Origin of the sequence: Roseateles sp. UC29_93 (genome assembly GCF_042695725.1) — a bacterium.
GTDB lineage: Bacteria > Pseudomonadota > Gammaproteobacteria > Burkholderiales > Burkholderiaceae_C > Roseateles > Roseateles noduli_A.
In genome coordinates this window covers 2,159,279-2,174,846 of the sequence record NZ_CP170545.1, presented here as the reverse complement: position 1 = coordinate 2,174,846, position 15,568 = coordinate 2,159,279, and the positions used below count along the sequence as shown (strand labels likewise).

General features: G+C 58.9%; 13 protein-coding genes and 1 pseudogene. 10 read left to right on the top strand and 4 right to left on the bottom strand.

What is annotated here, in order from left to right; all coding sequences use genetic code 11:
- Positions 1–11: 11 nt before the first annotated feature.
- From ACFJIX_RS10130 to ACFJIX_RS10120, 3 genes are all read right to left on the bottom strand, one after another.
- Complete coding sequence (locus ACFJIX_RS10130) at positions 12–884, bottom strand: ABC transporter ATP-binding protein (RefSeq protein ID WP_377159630.1); 873 nt, start codon at positions 882–884, stop codon at positions 12–14.
- The gene (locus ACFJIX_RS10125) at positions 881–1,231 is read right to left on the bottom strand and encodes a GntR family transcriptional regulator (RefSeq protein WP_377159628.1); all 351 of its coding nucleotides are present in this window, start codon (positions 1,229–1,231) and stop codon (positions 881–883) included. Before ACFJIX_RS10125 ends, ACFJIX_RS10130 begins: the two co-directional genes overlap by 4 nt.
- Positions 1,232–1,544: 313 nt before the next feature.
- A complete protein-coding gene (locus ACFJIX_RS10120) occupies positions 1,545–2,321 on the bottom strand; it encodes a hypothetical protein (protein ID WP_377159626.1) in 777 nt (258 codons plus the stop codon).
- Positions 2,322–2,795: 474 nt separating this feature from the next.
- On the opposite strand from ACFJIX_RS10120, the gene ACFJIX_RS10115 reads away from it, so the two are divergent.
- From ACFJIX_RS10115 to ACFJIX_RS10080, 8 genes are all read left to right on the top strand, one after another.
- A complete protein-coding gene (locus tag ACFJIX_RS10115) occupies positions 2,796–3,134 on the top strand; it encodes a hypothetical protein (RefSeq protein WP_377159624.1) in 339 nt (112 codons plus the stop codon).
- A gap of 347 nt (positions 3,135–3,481) precedes the next feature.
- Positions 3,482–4,189 (top strand): hypothetical protein, encoded by a 708-nt coding sequence (locus ACFJIX_RS10110; RefSeq protein ID WP_377159622.1) that lies wholly within the window; start codon positions 3,482–3,484, stop codon positions 4,187–4,189.
- Positions 4,095–6,041 (top strand): transposase, encoded by a 1,947-nt coding sequence (locus ACFJIX_RS10105; RefSeq protein WP_377159620.1) that lies wholly within the window; start codon positions 4,095–4,097, stop codon positions 6,039–6,041. The genes ACFJIX_RS10110 and ACFJIX_RS10105 overlap by 95 nt, the downstream gene beginning before the upstream one ends.
- An 11-nt stretch (positions 6,042–6,052) precedes the next feature.
- On the top strand, positions 6,053–7,003 hold the full coding sequence (locus ACFJIX_RS10100; RefSeq protein ID WP_377159618.1) for a TniB family NTP-binding protein: 951 nt from the start codon (positions 6,053–6,055) through the stop codon (positions 7,001–7,003).
- A complete protein-coding gene (locus ACFJIX_RS10095) occupies positions 6,990–7,952 on the top strand; it encodes a TniQ family protein (RefSeq protein ID WP_377159616.1) in 963 nt (320 codons plus the stop codon). Before ACFJIX_RS10100 ends, ACFJIX_RS10095 begins: the two co-directional genes overlap by 14 nt.
- On the top strand, positions 7,856–8,821 hold the full coding sequence (locus tag ACFJIX_RS10090) for a TniQ family protein (protein ID WP_377159614.1): 966 nt from the start codon (positions 7,856–7,858) through the stop codon (positions 8,819–8,821). Before ACFJIX_RS10095 ends, ACFJIX_RS10090 begins: the two co-directional genes overlap by 97 nt.
- Before the next feature lie 182 nt (positions 8,822–9,003).
- Positions 9,004–9,204 carry a hypothetical protein gene (locus tag ACFJIX_RS10085; protein WP_377159612.1) on the top strand — a complete coding sequence of 67 codons (201 nt, stop codon included), beginning with the start codon at positions 9,004–9,006 and terminating at the stop codon, positions 9,202–9,204.
- 292 nt (positions 9,205–9,496) lie between these two features.
- Positions 9,497–12,556, top strand: a complete 3,060-nt coding sequence (locus ACFJIX_RS10080) for a metallophosphoesterase (RefSeq protein WP_377159610.1) — start codon at positions 9,497–9,499, stop codon at positions 12,554–12,556.
- Between the two features lie 105 nt (positions 12,557–12,661).
- Here the strand turns inward: ACFJIX_RS10080 and ACFJIX_RS10075 are convergent.
- Positions 12,662–13,214: pseudogene (locus ACFJIX_RS10075) on the bottom strand (ATP-binding protein); the annotation flags it as partial.
- Between the two features lie 124 nt (positions 13,215–13,338).
- On the opposite strand from ACFJIX_RS10075, the gene ACFJIX_RS10070 reads away from it, so the two are divergent.
- Together ACFJIX_RS10070 and ACFJIX_RS10065 are read left to right on the top strand one after the other, a co-directional pair.
- Positions 13,339–14,310 (top strand): DNA-methyltransferase, encoded by a 972-nt coding sequence (locus ACFJIX_RS10070; RefSeq protein WP_377159608.1) that lies wholly within the window; start codon positions 13,339–13,341, stop codon positions 14,308–14,310.
- Positions 14,273–15,448: a hypothetical protein gene (locus ACFJIX_RS10065; protein ID WP_377159606.1), complete on the top strand. Its 1,176-nt coding sequence runs from the start codon at positions 14,273–14,275 to the stop codon at positions 15,446–15,448. The genes ACFJIX_RS10070 and ACFJIX_RS10065 overlap by 38 nt, the downstream gene beginning before the upstream one ends.
- Positions 15,449–15,568: the final 120 nt, after the last annotated feature.

Below are 15,568 nucleotides of genomic sequence, written 5' to 3'. Positions count from 1 at the left end.
TAGAGGGGCTATCAGGCTTCGGTGGCCTGACGCTCGGGCTTGCGGGTCAGCGCCATGAACAGGTCGACCAGGCTGGGGCGCACGCGCTGGCCCAGATGCGCGACGGCATCGGGCGGCACGCCGTCGAAGAGCGCGGCGGGCCGGCCCTGGACGCGGTAGCGCAGCAGCGGATGGTTGGCGGCGACCAGCTCGGCGGCGTCGGGGTCATGGGACAGCGCGACGAAGCGCTCGTCCATCTCCGCCAGCGAGATGTTCAGCACCAGCTTGCCCTCGTCGAGCATCAGCACGTCGGACAGCAGCGTCTCGACTTCCTCGACCTGGTGGGTGGAGATGAGCACCGAGCGCTCGCCGTCGCACCACTCGTCGATGAGCATCTCGTAGAAGCTCTTGCGCGACATCACGTCCAGGCCGAGCGTCGGCTCGTCGAGGATCATCAGCTTCGCGTCGATGGCCGCGATCAGCGCCAGGTGCAGCTGCGTGACCATGCCCTTGGAGAGCTGCTTGACCTTGTCGTTCTCGGTGACCGAGGTGCGCTTGAGCAGTTGCCGGGCGCGGTCGGCGGAGAACGCGGGCTGCAGGCCGGCCATCAGCCGGATCAGCTCGGAGACCTTGGCCCAGCGCGGCAGCACGGCCACGTCGGGGATGTAGCAGAGCGAGGTCAGGAGCTGGGCGCGATCCGCATGCGGATCCAGGCCGAGCACGCGGAGCTCGCCTTCGGCGCGCTTCAGGCCGACGAGGGTCTTCATCAGCGTGGTCTTGCCGGCGCCGTTGTGGCCGAGCAGTCCGACGACGCGGCCGGCGGGGATGGTGAAGGTCAGGTCCTGCAGCGCGGCCTTGCGACCGTAGTTCAGGCTCAGGTGGCTGGCCTCGATGAGCGTCTTCATGCGTCCTCCCAATTCAGGTCCTGGGGCCGGAGGCCCAGGCGGCGAAGTTTCTCCCGCAACCGGGGCCATTCCTCCTGGAGGAACTGCTCGCGCTCGGTATGCAGCAAGCGGATGCGGGCGCCGTCGCGGACGTACATGCCCAGGCCGCGGCGGCTCTCGACGAGGCCCTCGTCGACGAGGGCCTGCAGCGCGCGGCTGACGGTCAGCGGGTTGATGAGGTACTGGCTGGCGAGCGTGCGCACGGATGGCAGCGCTTCGCCTTCGGGGGGATCGCCGTCGAGCAGCTGCGACGCCAGTCGGTCGGCGAGCTGCTGATAGATCGGCGCTTGATCGTTCCAGCTGTGCATGACGCGGGGCGCGGAAGCGCCGGTGTGTTGCTGATGTAGCACACCATATCAAGCACCCCCGTTCTCCCCTAGCGGGGGGCGACAGACTGCAGAAAGGGGGGGATGAAGCGGGAGGCTGCCGCGGGACCGCTGTCGGTTCTCATTCGATCTCGAATTTTTTGCATTCGAGTCTGAACTGACTACCAGGCGCCAGCCGATGACCTGCTCAAGTCGGTCTAGCCGCGAGACCGGCTGAATCTGCCACCGGAGCGAACCTCCAACAGAGTGGGCATCGACGACATTGCTGCGGCGGAATCGGTTGCGGCTACCGAGCTCATAGGCGCGTCACCCGCCAACGCTTGTTCGTCTTGACGCCCCACATGATCAAGGGCGTAGACGACCTGCTGTGCAGATCAGCACCATCCCACACAGCGCGAGCCGGGTAAGCGGGGTGCCGCCCCTGTTTGAGCATGTTTTTCCCCCAGCTGTGCAGCCATAGGCACTGAACTGCATGGTCAACATCGGGATCAGCCTGTCGGGACTGTTGCCAAGGAGCTTCTCCACCGTCGAGCAGCGGAATGGGATGGAAAGCAAAGTGATAGTCCCAACCGTGCTGTCCAGCTAGCAAGTCCGGCCCGATGCGAGCCCTTCGCGCGGCGCCTCGTAACGTGCCGGTACGCTCCAGCGCAAATAACGACCGCCAAGCCTTCGGGAATTCTCGGGCGACCTCCACAACCGTACCGTCCGGAAAGCCATAGCAAGCACCCGCATAGCACGCCATCGGCATGATTCGTTCTTGAATCAGCTCTGCCAGGGCCCGGGCGATGCCTCCCTTGACCAGCATGGGAGTAAGCAGCACCCACATCCGCCACAGCTGTCGACCCCACTTGTAAGCGATCTCCGGACGATCGCTTGCATGCGCCGCACGGACTAGAAGAATGATTGCTGCCAGCGCGTCCAAGCATGCGCGGCGCTCTAATGCAGCAGCGAACTTTCCGTCGAAGAGCTTAGGGACCGGCTTTCCCTGTTTGCCAGGCCAAAGCCCATTCCGCTCCAACAGTGCTTTAACAGGCGTGCTGAGCCTCCTAGCCAGACCTTCAATCTGCGGCATCGGGAGAGGCCCCTCCGCAAGGCCCTCCCAAAGTGGGCATTCCAGACAGCTACCTGAACCCGGGCACGCCTCCTCGATCTGCTTCAGGAACCCGCGGGGCTCGTTCAGTCCTTTGGCGAATTCTGGCCACCGATTACGCCGCCGGCGATTTCCTTCGCTATCGCGCCACAAGCTCTCTGGCTCCAACCGCTGCTGGAGTCCGTATGGCCGAGGGGTTTTCGTCAGTCGGCACAGGCTGTAAGTCCAAAACACCGTCTTCAGCGCGGATGTGATGTCTCGCCTTGGACGCGAAAAACCAGCTCCGGCTAACGAGAAACCAGCCCGGAGTGCGAAGTCAGTCAGCGAAAGCTCCGCCGATTCAACAACTTGCATGCGTAGAAGGTTAGCGTGCCGTCCCGAAAGCTGGGAGCAATTTTGTGCCTGGACGTTGGCTCTTCTGGTTCCTACGATCAGCCATGTCCGACGGAGCCAAGCATGAACCAAGCGCAACAAACCAACACGACGCAGAAGATGCTGCGTCAGATGGCGACACGCTACGGACCGATCATGGGTGGCACGGCGCTACGGCAGGCCTTGGGCTTTTCCTCTGCGGCCGCTATGCGCCAAGCTGTTCTGCGGAACCAGGTCGGCGTGCAGCTTTTCAATCTCAAGAATCGACGCGGCAAGTTCGCTCTGACACAGGATGTAGTCAGGTGGCTAGCTGATTGCATGTTGAACGACGAAACCGTCGTGACCGCCGCAACTCTGCCCCCGTCCAAGCATCTGACGAGCAGGGGGCTGACGGCATCCGCGCAGCACAGCCGATGCGAATGAACGCGAGCCGGTACTGAGCAATCACTTTTTCAACGGAAGGACCGCCACACCCAGAAACCGCTCAACCCTTGCCCGCCCAGAAACGAAAAAACCCGAGGCGCCAACCTCGGGTTTGTTCGTCCGGCCCGAAGACCAGAGCAAGTGCGGACTTGTGTGGTTAGTATGGGCCGCATGCCTTGAGGCGTCAAGCCTCTGGGTAGCTGGGCGAACTCGTCCCTTCGTTCTCGAACGGATTTGCCCATGCACATGCCCGAGACTGGGCGCCCGCGCCCATTCAACAGCGGATTCATCGACCGGCCATCAGAGACGCGGCCACCGTGTGATTGCGACGCCCGGGGAGCGGTGTCATGAACGCCCCGGTCCGCAGGCTCATCAAGCCAACCACGCCGCGCACCGTCCATCTCCTCAACATCCGCTCACTGGCATCACCGGTGCAGGCGGAGGCTTCAACTGAGGCAGATTTCGTCCGCCTGGCAGCGCTGTGCCCTACCGTGAGACAGGTCGTTGCGCAACCGTGCACGTTGCAGCTAAGCAGCGGTCAGTACACACCGGACTTCCTCATCGAGTTCCACAGCAGTGAGACCTCGTACTGGGAGATCAAGCTCGCCTCTCGATTTGATCAGTACCGCCCGCTGTTCAACGAAGCGGCACAGCAACTGGGCAAGCAAGGCCTCCGCTTCTACGCGGTGTCCAACGTATCACTGCGCAAACATGACCGTCATCGGTTCGCAGCACTCCTCCAGCGCTACGAAAGGGACCAGCCGAGCGCCGCGGGCATCGAACGGGTGCTGGATCGGATTCGATCTGAGCCGCTTGGTCTGCCCATCAGGGCGCTCGTCGAACTTGCGTCCGTTCCTTGCGAGCTGATCTATCACCTTCTCGCACGTCGACAACTGACGTTCAAAAACCGCGTCAGTCCTGATGACCTGATCACCCTCCCGAACCTACTGGAGAAGAGCGATGACGTTCTGCTTGCAAGCTGGCTTGATGTTTCGCCGTGGCGCGCGGACGCTGGAATTGGTCCGGGAGCTGCCCGATGGAAAACTTGCCCTTGAAGACTGCCAGACTCGGCGTCAATCCTTGTACGAGAAGACCCGACTCCTCGACGAGATTTGGTCTGGCCGGATGACCTTGCAGGACCCCGCTCCGACTCGGGGCGCTCCCCGCGATGGAACTCTGTCGATTCAACAGCTAGCCTCCCTGAAGCCGTCGGCTCGCAAAGGTATTGAACGCCGGCTGGCCTACGTGACCGGGCTCGACAAGGCGCATGTCTCATATGGCGACCGTCCGCGGGTTGCTCGCGTGATCGACGCCGTCTCCAGCCGGATCGGAGATTCCAGGAAGCCATCCACATCGGCGGTAATGGCGTGGGCGCGCCGCTTCAAAGCCGCCGATGGCTATGCCGGGGCGCTGCTCGACAAACGGGCGGTACATCAAGCCCCATCGCGAATCGCCAGCGCGATGGAACAGATCATCGGTTCAACACTGCAGCGCGTATATCTGACCCGCGCACGGAACTCGCTCGTACATACGCAGGCCATGATCCATGCTGAAGCGGCGCGTCGGGTACGCGCTGGCCAGCTAGATGCCATGGATTCGCGCGTCAGCCTGGCAACGCTGAGTCGCCGTGTTGCAGCGCTCGATCGATATCGTGTCATCGAAGCACGCCAAGGATCCGCGCGAGCCCGCATGGTTTGCCGGACAAGCATGGATGGAGCGGCAGCGGAATATCCCCTCCAGCGCGTTGAGGTCGATCACACCCCCATGAACTGGGTCGTTGTCTGCGACAGGACCGGCCTACCTCTAGGACGCCCGTTGCTTACCGTCCTGATCGACGCCTACTCAAGCTATGTGCTCGGCTTCTATGTGAGCTTCTACGGCGCGGGCCTCACCAGTGTTTCCGGCGCGTTGCGCTCGGCGATCAGGGTGAAGGACGACATCACGCGCGGCTTGGGCTTGAAGAACGCGTGGATTGCACATGGTGTCCCCGATCAGCTCATGCTCGATAACGGACTGGAATTTCATAGCCCCGTGTTCCAGCTGATGGGCTGGGAACTCGGCATGAACTTCACGTACTGCCGGGTTCGGACGCCGTGGCTCAAGCCACATGTGGAGCGGTTCTTCTCCACCTTGGATTCGATCACGCTTGCCGCCGGCCGCATTCACAAGCGGGTGGCCAACGTGGTGGAGGTGGACCCAAACGAAGGGGCCGCGGTGATGTTCTCCGACTTCGTGCAGGGCATTGTTCAGTTCGTCGTCGATGTTCACCCGTTCCAGATCAACCAGAGAAAGATGGCTCGCCCCTACCATCTGTTCGCCGAGGGCATCGAACGACGGCCACAAGTGCATTTTCCTCGGGACATGGAAGCGCTTCGACAGGTTTCGGGACTCTCAAAGCAGCTTACTGTCGGGCCAGGCGGCGTAGAGCTTCACGGGATCCCCTACGGCGGTGCCGAGCTTTTGCCGATGCGAAGACACCTAGGCGAGCGCTTCAAGGCGCTGGTGAAGTGGGATCCGGACGAGATTGACCAGATATGGGTTCAGGACCCTATCGCCAAGACTTGGTTGGCGTGCGCGTCTCGCTGGCCCGAGTACACGCGCGGACTCAGCTGGAACCAGCATCTGATGATCCGCAAGTTCGCTCGCCAAGAGCTCAAGAACAACGGAGCTCTTGAGTACCTGGAGCAAGCGCGCCTGCGTCTCCACGGTCACTGGATGGACTCGGTCGCCTGGAAGAGCCGCGTAGATCGATCCACAGCGGCGAAGTTCGCTGGCTACTCGTCAGCGCGCGTTCTGACCGCTTCCGAAGCATCCGCGCAGCTACCAGCGTCGAGTTCACCACCACCCGTTGGTCCTAGTCCCATGCCTCTGTGCGCCGAGGACTTCGAAACGATCGAGCTCGGTTGAGGGGGGGACATATGTCATTCGATGTGATTGATCCCAGTGATGATTGGCCCGAAGAGGAACGCAAGGTCAGGGCACGACGCATGGCGATGTACTCGCCCGGCGCCATCGCCATCGCACGCGATGTGGCCTACAAGTACATCCTCTTCCCCGAGCTGAAGACGGCTCTCGCTTCGTTCGATCGGGTTTATCAACTTTCGCGCGAGTTGGGAATCCCTCAGGGCGTCCTGTTGTCGGGCCCTCCGGGCTCCTCTAAGACGAGCATCGCGGACTACTTCATGCGTTCGCTTCCGCCGACGGCGGACATCGTCGACGGCTTCGGCGCGCTCTATGTCCGGATGCGGCCAGCTGCCTCGGCGGGCTTCGTTGTTTCCCAAGTCCTCAGCGCCGTGCGACATCCATTCACCATCGTGCGACCCGAGCGGATGGCGTCGATGCGCGATATTGCTTGCGAAGCGATGCTGCACAAGGGCACGCGGATCCTGTTTGTCGACGAAGCCCAATGCCTTGCCGTCCGCGGCAAGGAGCGGTCTCTCGATGACCGCGACACTTCAGCAGGAAACCTTCTGCGAGAGTTGATGGATCGGGCGAACGTGGCCCTTGTACTGCTCGCTGATCATCGACTTCAACACCTGGAGCGCGTCGACCGTGCGCTCGCCGACCGAGTCTCCGTTCGGCTGACTCTGGCTCCGTTCCAGAACGACGGTAACTGGGGGGCCTTCCTCGGGGAGTTCTCCCGCTTCAAGGTCATCGACCTCAGCTCGCTCAACGAGACGTCTGTAAGGGCCGCCACATTTGTGGCGACGGCCGGTTGCAGGAGATCCGTGAAGAGACTCATCACTGAGGCGGTTCTCGTCGCGGTCGACGACTCTAAAACCGCAGTCACTAGAGCTCATTTTCGGTTGGCGTTCGAGCGGACCAGTGGTCCTGGAAATGTGACCCCTAATCCCTATGGAGAGAGCTAACCGCACCCAGCTCCCGGTCCGCCTGCAGCTCGCGGACGGAGAGTCGGGACTTGGATATGCACTTCGTGCCCTTCGAGCGAACGGCATCGCGTTCCATGTCGGCATGAAATGGCTGAGCCTGACTCGTTTCCATCCGATCGACCGGGACGCCGCCCGAAGAATCGCTTGGGCGCTGAACGTCGACTCGGACCAGTGGGCCCGGCGGGTCGCGATGGTCGAACCCGGCCGGGCAGGCTGGGTTCGTTTGGCCGGACTTCGGCTCCGTCGCCATGTGGCTTCTACGAAGCTTTATGCGAAGCTGTGTCCGCAATGCGTTCGTGAAACGGGGATCGTCCGGCTGAGCTGGCTGCTGCGGGCGAGCGTCGGATGTCCCCATCATGGCTACAGCCTAATCTGGTCATGCCGTCGATGCGGCGAACGTATTGGGTGGGACCGACCCGATGTCGACATCTGTCGCTGCGGGTTTCCGTTCCAAGCGGTTGGCGCCACTGCTCTTGAACCAAATGTCCTTGCGTGGCAGCTTTGGCTGGAAGCAGCGTTGAACATCGAGAGCGTCACGTGCTCCATGTCAGACAGCCTACCCACTGTGTTCGACCATCTCAGCCCGGACGGCGCGTTTCGAGTGCTGGAAGCGTTAGGGATCTACGAAGAGTCAAACAGCTCGGCGCGTCAGGCGATAGCGTCTTGCACGACTCCCCAGCAGATAGGGGCGACGCTTTCCCGGGGAATCGCGCGGCTACGCGCAATTGAGGCCTCCCCGGAAGATGCTGCGCCCTTCGCCGCGCTGACGCATCAATCTGCGATCGTCGAGCTGGCGAAGGATCACGCCTGCAGCGCCGATCATGCAATTGCATGGTGGCTACTTGCCGTGTTTCGAAGCAACGGCGTTCCCAGCAAGACGCGCGCGGGGCTTCGGCCCAAGGGTCAACTACCGCTATTCCTGCCATGACCACAGATCGACTTCTTCAGCATGGCATGGTTGAACCGCTACGGGACGAAGCGCCAAGTGGTTGGATGTGCCGACTCGCCCTAGCGCAGGGCTGCTCAATCGGAGAAATGTTGGATTTCCTGGGGCTGACCGTAGGTTCCGATGTAGATCTACTGCTGTGGGGACCTCGCCTCGCTGAGCTGCGACGAAGGTGCAGCTTGTCTGCATCCGCCTTTGCTCTCTCGGATCTAATTATGGGAAGGGTTGGAGCTGCCGCACTTGGATCAGACGTTCTCTACCGGTGCGGACCTCGGGTCCCGAGATTCCTGTTCTGTCCAGTCTGCCTAGGACAAGGGCAGCCGCGAACGCTCTCCATTTTTTGGCGGTTCTTGGATAGACGGTACTGCCCACTGCATTCATGCCTGATGGAGACCAACTGCCATCATTGCGGCATGCACTTGCAGTACCCGCATGACATGACCAAGTTCCCGGCTGGAAAGCTGGGCTATGCAAGTCAGCACCGCTGCCAGTTCTGCGGTGCGGAGCTGTCCGCCATCGCACCTTGCTATGTCGACCTAACGCGTCCAGGCGCTCTCGACACAGTCGAAGGGAGGTGGCTTTGGCGCGGACGGATGATCGTTGATCTCCTGGCCCTTCCGAGCTCTGGTGAGCACGATGGGCCTTGCTTCTTCCATCACCCGTGCCCTCGTCCGCTGCCGTCGCTCGCGCTGTGGTCGAAAATGACAAGGGTGATCCGAGAACATGGCGGACTAACCCACACCAAAGATCAGCGTAGTCTCCAGTCGTATGGAAGCAGGTTGCGAAGAAGTTGGGGCCCGAGGCTGCTCTTCACTGTCCCTTTGAATCAGGCCGGAGACTTCAACGTTTGAGCGCCGCGGCAGAGCATAGTAGTCCCGCCGATATCTGATGCAGCGCTCGGTCGCCTTGCGGCCTCGGCTGGGCACCCTCTTGAAGTCGCTGTGGACCTGAGGGGTCCGATTATGCGTAGCAGCACGAAGGTGCAGACTCGATGCCGGCAGCGCTGCCACTCGTCCAGCCTAGGGTTACCGCGATGGATGACAACTGGGATGCAGACGTGGACGCGGAGGAGCTCCCAGGTGGTGGGTTCCAGGCGGTACTCGTCTTTTCTCCGCCGAACGAGATGGGCCCGGCGGTTCGAGTGACCTTGGGCGGGAAATATGAGCATCCTGAGCTAGCTCGTCTTGCCGCTCTGGATCACTTTGTGGCGATGCGTCTTAGGGCAAGTGATTGAGCTGCCGAGAGATCTACGCCTCCCATGATTCATCTCGCTCCAAAGCATCCTCCCGCTCTTCCATGGTCGTGCGCAACGCGTCGTTGAGCGCCGCACCTCCCACCCGCAGTGGATCTCGCGATGGCAGCTCGGACAGATTCCGCGGACACGTCGGGGGTGTCGAGGCCACCGTTGGACACAAAGGCTCCTGGCGGCGCAGTGCGCATGTAGTCCACGCAACCCGCATTCAGCACGGCCATAAGTGGTAACGAAATGCGTTAATCTTCCGGGCATACCAACAGGGAGGGTACGCATGACTGCTGAGAAGCTACTAATCGTTCATCTGAGCGACATCCATATTCGGAAAGAGACCGACGCAATTTTGCAACGGGCTAATGCGATAGCCGCAGCCACTTTCTCGCACCTCCCACAAGTTAGTAATGTATTGATCGCGGTCTCGGGCGACATCGTCTGGAGCGGCCAGAAAGACCAATACGAACGTGCGACGGCTTTGATTACGCAAGTGATCGAATGCATGAGGAAAGAAGCGCCCCCAGTCAAAATCGATTTAGTCGTTTGTCCTGGAAATCACGATGTTGACTTCGACGCCCACGACGAAATCAGAGGGGCGGTGTTGGCCACGCTCCAGACAAGTGGGGTTAAAGACGTTTCGCAGAAGCTAATCGACGCTGCGACAAGCGTACAAAATAACTTCTTCAGTTTTCGAGATGCGATTACATCATTGCCGATAGAGCGCGACAATCGTCTCACTTGGGAACACCGAATTGAAATCGCGAATCAAAGTATTGGGATCAGGTGTTTGAACGTCGCGTGGATGTCTGAGATTAAAGAGCGGCAGGGGATGCTCCATTTCCCAGACACCGCAGTGCGCCCGTTTAATCACGGCTCAAAATCGGGATTGAACATCACAATACTCCACCACCCATTCAATTGGTATGCGCAGTCGTCATATCAACCCTTCAAGAATGCGGTGCGTAGCGAAAGCCATCTCGTTTTAACCGGCCACGAACATTATCAGAATGTTGGTGAGACGCAGGATATTCATAGCTCCCCGAGCGTATTCGTAGAAGGCGGTGTACTCTTCGAATCACACAATGACGGCGCCACATCGACATTTAATTTGGTGTTGCTGGATCTCCGGGAGGAGAAGTATCAAACCGCTCTGCTGGGCTGGGACGGGAATCGATATGTCGCCAGCGTAGATGAATCTGATTGGGGCTCGTTTAGACCACTCCCTTCAAAGGGAAGTCAGCAAATGCAGTTGACCGACCAGTTCGCTGCAAGCCTTGAGGATCCTGGTGCGACATTCAGCCATCCCGCAAAGAAGACCCTTTCGCTCAGCGACATATTTGTTTGGCCGGATCTGACCTTTTTGGACGACACCTCCGTCGTAAAGCGACACCACAGCGCCGCGATGTTTGAGTCGCTTGAAAATATAGGATCGCCGGGGGTGCTAATAAAAGGGGATGAGAAGCTTGGAAGAACGACACTGCTGTACAGATATTTCAGCAGTTACCACAGACGAGGTTTTCTACCGCTATATATCCGAGGAAATTGGCTGCAACGGCAGCATCTCGCCGAGCCGTTGAAAGCGCTCAATTTTGCACTGGATCGGCAATATTTGCGCACGCAGCACACGAACTTTCACCAAGAAACAAAAGAAAAAAAGATACTATTACTTGACGACCTGCACAATTCCAATCTGACTGGCAAAACTCTCTCAGATCTTCTGGAGACACTCTTCAATCATTTTGGAGCGGTAATTGTCACGGGAAAGGATGGTCCAGAGGCCCTGGACCTAATTTCCACGGACAGAGTGCCAGCATTGCAGAAGCTCAAGCATTTCGATATTCGCGAATTCGGCCATAAGAAACGTTATGAATTGATCAGGCGGTGGGTGGCAATCGGTCAGACTACAGAGGAGGGATCACAAGAATGGATGGCGACAATCGACAAGTCTGAAAAAGACCTCACCACTGCAGTCGGCCGACAACTGGTCCCAGCAGTGCCCATTTTCTTGTTGACTCTTTTGCAGAGTGCCGAGGCTAAGCGGTCCGCTGATCTCCAGAACAGCGCTCTCGGCCACTATTATCATTACCTTATAACCTCCTCACTGGAAACGATTGGTGTGCAACGAGACCAATGGAGTGAAGTATTCAATTACTGCTCCAACCTCGCATGGACCCTTCACTCCAGTGCGAGGAAAGAGCTTAGCGACGCAGAAATTCACGCTTTCAGCGCCGCATATTCTCGCGAATTTACGCCAATCGCCCCAGGCAAACGACTTCGAGAGTTAACCCAGGCTGGGATTTTAATAACTGTCGACGACGCTTACCAGTTCAGATATCCCTATCTGTACTTTATGTTCCTCGGGCAATATATTGCCGATCATTTGCATGAGCCGGAAGTCGACAATGTGATCACTTCACTTTGCGAAGACTTGCATCTGCGAGATAACGCAAATATTGTCCTATTCGTCAGCCACCATACGAAGAGCCCGGTCATCTACGAACGGATCGCCAACTCGCTTGTAAATTGCTTTGCGGATGCCACGCCTTTTGATTTCATTGAAGACGTCAAGAACATCAACAAGCTAATCAATGAAGTTCCGACGTTATTGTTTGATGACGTTCCTGGCCGCGACCATCGTGCCGAGATGAGGGCGCGGCAAGATAGCATGGAAGATCGTTCGTCTAAATCGGTCGCAGAGACTGAGGAACAACTTGGCTCCGCTGCCGCAATCACCAGACTCTTCCGTGGAATGGAAATTCTTGGGCAATTTTTGAAGAACCACTATGGAACAACGAAAAATCCGATCAAGAACAATCTGATCGAAACACTCATTCATAGCGGCCTTCGCGGACTGAGGGGCACAACAGAGATACTGATAGCCCACACAGAAAGCCTCTCAGACATGATCGAAAGGGCAATTAGGGATTCACGGGGAGATCTAGAAGAGTACCAACGCAAACAAATGGCTCGGCAAGTTATTTTCGACGCACTTGGAATGATTGCATTTGCCTTCACCCAAAAAGCTTCCACAGCAATCGGAAGTGAATTTCTTAAAGGCAACCTTTCGGAGGTCGCGGGCAATTCCGGGAAGCTTAGCTACAGGCTAATTCAGATGGCCCACCAATTGGATCTACCAGAGCCGATCCCGTTTGATTCCGTGAAAGCGCTTCGCAAGGAGATGGATAACAACCTCTTTGCCATTGCCATGCTCCGTTCAATGGCGTTGCGTCACCTTCATATGTTCAAGGTTCCCTTCCGCGACAAACAGCGGCTATGCAGCGAACTCGGGATAGAAATCCCACAGCAAATGGCGATTCAACATGACCGCGCTAGAAAGTGACAAGACTTCCAAAAGGCGTAAGGCGTCTAGTCTGTTGATTCCCACGCGATCCTGACCCACCGTTTCCATCCGATCTTGACCCACCCTGCTTTGAGCTTCTGAGGCTCAGGCGGTGGGCAACTTCTCAGCCTTGGACTCCTTTGAGGTGGGTTGTGAAGAGCTGCTCTTGAACCGGTAGCTCTCGTTGCTGGTTTCAAGGATATGGCAGTGGGTCCAAGAGGGCCGTGGTCATCTTGGCGTCGCCGAAGCCGCTGGCCCATTCGCTGAAGCTCAGGGTCGTCGTGATGACGACGCTGGTGCGCTCGTAGAGCTTGCTCAGCAGGAGGAAGAGCAGCGCGCCGCCCGATGAGCTAAACGGCAGGTGGCCGAGCTCGTCGAGGATCACCAGGTCCATGTGGGCGAGCCGGTGCGCCATCTGGCCGGTCTTGTTGTTCAGCTTCTCCTGCTCCAGCAGGTTCACGACTTCCACCGTGGAGAAGAAGCGCACCCGTCGCCGATGATGCTCGAGCGCCTGCACGCCGATGGCCGTGGCCGGGTGGGTCTTGCCCGTGCCCGGCCCGCCGACCAGCACAACGTTCTCTGCCCGGTCCATGAACTCGCCGCGGTGCAACTGCTTCACCAGCACTTCGTTCACCTCCCTGTGTGCAAACTCGAAGCCAAACGGCAGGGCAGAGGCTTGACCTAGAGCTCCTCACGACGCGAGAAGCCTCCCTGTGCGTAGACGCGCCGCGCCGGTGTTTCCACGTTGGCGTCAACCTAAGGGCGGCTCATAGAATGACTGGATGGAAGAACATGTGGTAGCTGCGCCGGGGACCGGGAAGCGAGCAAAAAAAGTAACGCCAACCGCTGAGGTGCGTCACGGGGATGCGTTCGACCTCTTTGACGAACTACCGAAGAGCTCGGTTGATCTTGTGATCACATCGCCCCCGTATTGGGGTCATCGTGACTATGGCCTGCCGCACAACTGGGATCTATTCAACGACATTCCAACTGTTCGCGAGATCGGCCCGGACAGCCCAGGCTATGACTGGTATCGATCAAGTGGGGGGTTGCTGGGCCTCGAACCTTATCCTGAGTGGTTCGTCCAACATCTCGCTGAGATCCTCGATAAGGCGAAGCGAGGTCTAAAGGCGTCAGGCAACATGTGGGTGAACATCGGCGACACGTACTTCGCGCGGTGGGCCAGCATTCGAGAGCAGGGACGCCAAGGCTTAGGCTCCGACGAGCGGTATCGTCGCAAAACTCCCATGGGAGGCATCCGTGCGGAGAAGAATCTCATGTTGATCCCCGCGAGATTCGCCATAGCCATGCAAGAACGGGGCTGGATCCTTCGGAACGACGTGATCTGGCATAAGCCTAACGCGGTCCCACGTCCCGAAGTCGATCGACTCAAGAGTGCGCACGAGCACTTCTTCCATTTTGTGAAGAAGCCCACAGCGGGACGTGCGACGTACTACTACGACATCTCTCATGCAGAGCCGAGGGCGGGTGATGTCGTGACGGTGAACGTCGCGCCCGGCGAAGGTGGGCACAGCGCTACGTTCCCGCACGATCTCATCGAGCCCCGAATCCTCACCTCTTGCCCGCCAGGTGGGAAGGTGCTGGATCCCTTCTCGGGAACAGGCCGCGCTTTAGAGGTGGCCCTGGAACATGGGAGAAACGCAATCGGGTTCGATGCGCAACCGACGTTCGTGCAACTGCAAAAGACCAAGCTGAATGGCAACCTCAAACAGCCGCGGAAATTACGTCAGTGAGTGGTTTGGCCAGCGGATCTATCCTCAGGTAAGGCTCTCCTACCCTGCGGTGTCGGGATCCTGCGCGAATCAGTGCCCCTTTCTCACCGATGTCCTCCATCGACCAACGAACTGCGTCAAGAACGAGAACAGCAAAGGCGTCTGCACCATCAGCAGTTCCAGCAACGGTTCGAGGCAGGACTGGCTCGTGTGCCCATACCGGGTGATCAGCTCTTCAATCGTCATCCGGGGGTGCCAGATGATTTTCGGACTATCGGAGCCGGTCGAGCCTATCCCAGTGCCGATCCTTAGCGACGAGGCCGAGCTTGCGGCATTCGTTGATCGTGTGAATCGCGATGGCTCCGGCTATGTCTTCTTCCAAGACAAGCTCGGCGGCGAAATCTCTGTGATCGGTACGCATCGGTCGCCTGAGATGTCGTTCGACGTCACCATCGTGGAGATCAAGCCCGATGGAGAGGGCGGATTTGCTGTTTCCCGTTACGGCATCCTCGAACTGCAGACGATGGATTACCACGGGACCTATAAGCACGCGGTCGGCAACCTTCGCGATGGCTTACGTCTGCACGAGGAAACCTTCGCGGATGCGCTGGGCGCCAATCTAGAGCGATGGGCGGGCAAAGAAGTAGAGGGGCCGAACATCGCCAACGTGTTCAAGCGCACCTTCTATCAGATGCTTCTCAAGTTTCGCCTTGCGGGAGAAGGGTCTGCAGCCGCTGGCACGGTGCTTGCGATTCCGCAGTCGGTATGGGACTCGTGGCAGCCCTTCCTTGGCGCCCCCGAGCTTGAGGATGAGTCTGCAGAGGTGAAACGTCTGCGAGTGGCCCCCGAGGCGCCGGCTGAACCGCTGCTCAATGCGTACATCTGCGTCTTCGACCTCCAAGCAGATAGCACGAAGCCCGTGTCACCGGTCGAGATTAGGCAGTTCATCAGGATCTCGCCAGAGCGTATGGCGCACCACGCTTTTACCGAGGTGCCTTCACATATCCTGCATGCGATCCAGACGGAAGAGTCAGTGCTGGCGACGATCAAGCAGCGCCTCGGCAAATGGTGGCCGGCATTTCAGGTTCGCGGGGCGAGGCGGAACGGAACGGGCGGAACTCGCTCCAAGCCCAAGCCCAAGCCCAAACTGAATGTCTAGGCGGCGTCTCCCCCGACGGTGACCCCGTTGGCAAAACATGGCCCCCTTATTTCGCCTGAGACCCGGGGGGAGGCGGTGGGGGTCTTTTTCCCTACCAACGCACGCACCTCGAAGGTCCCT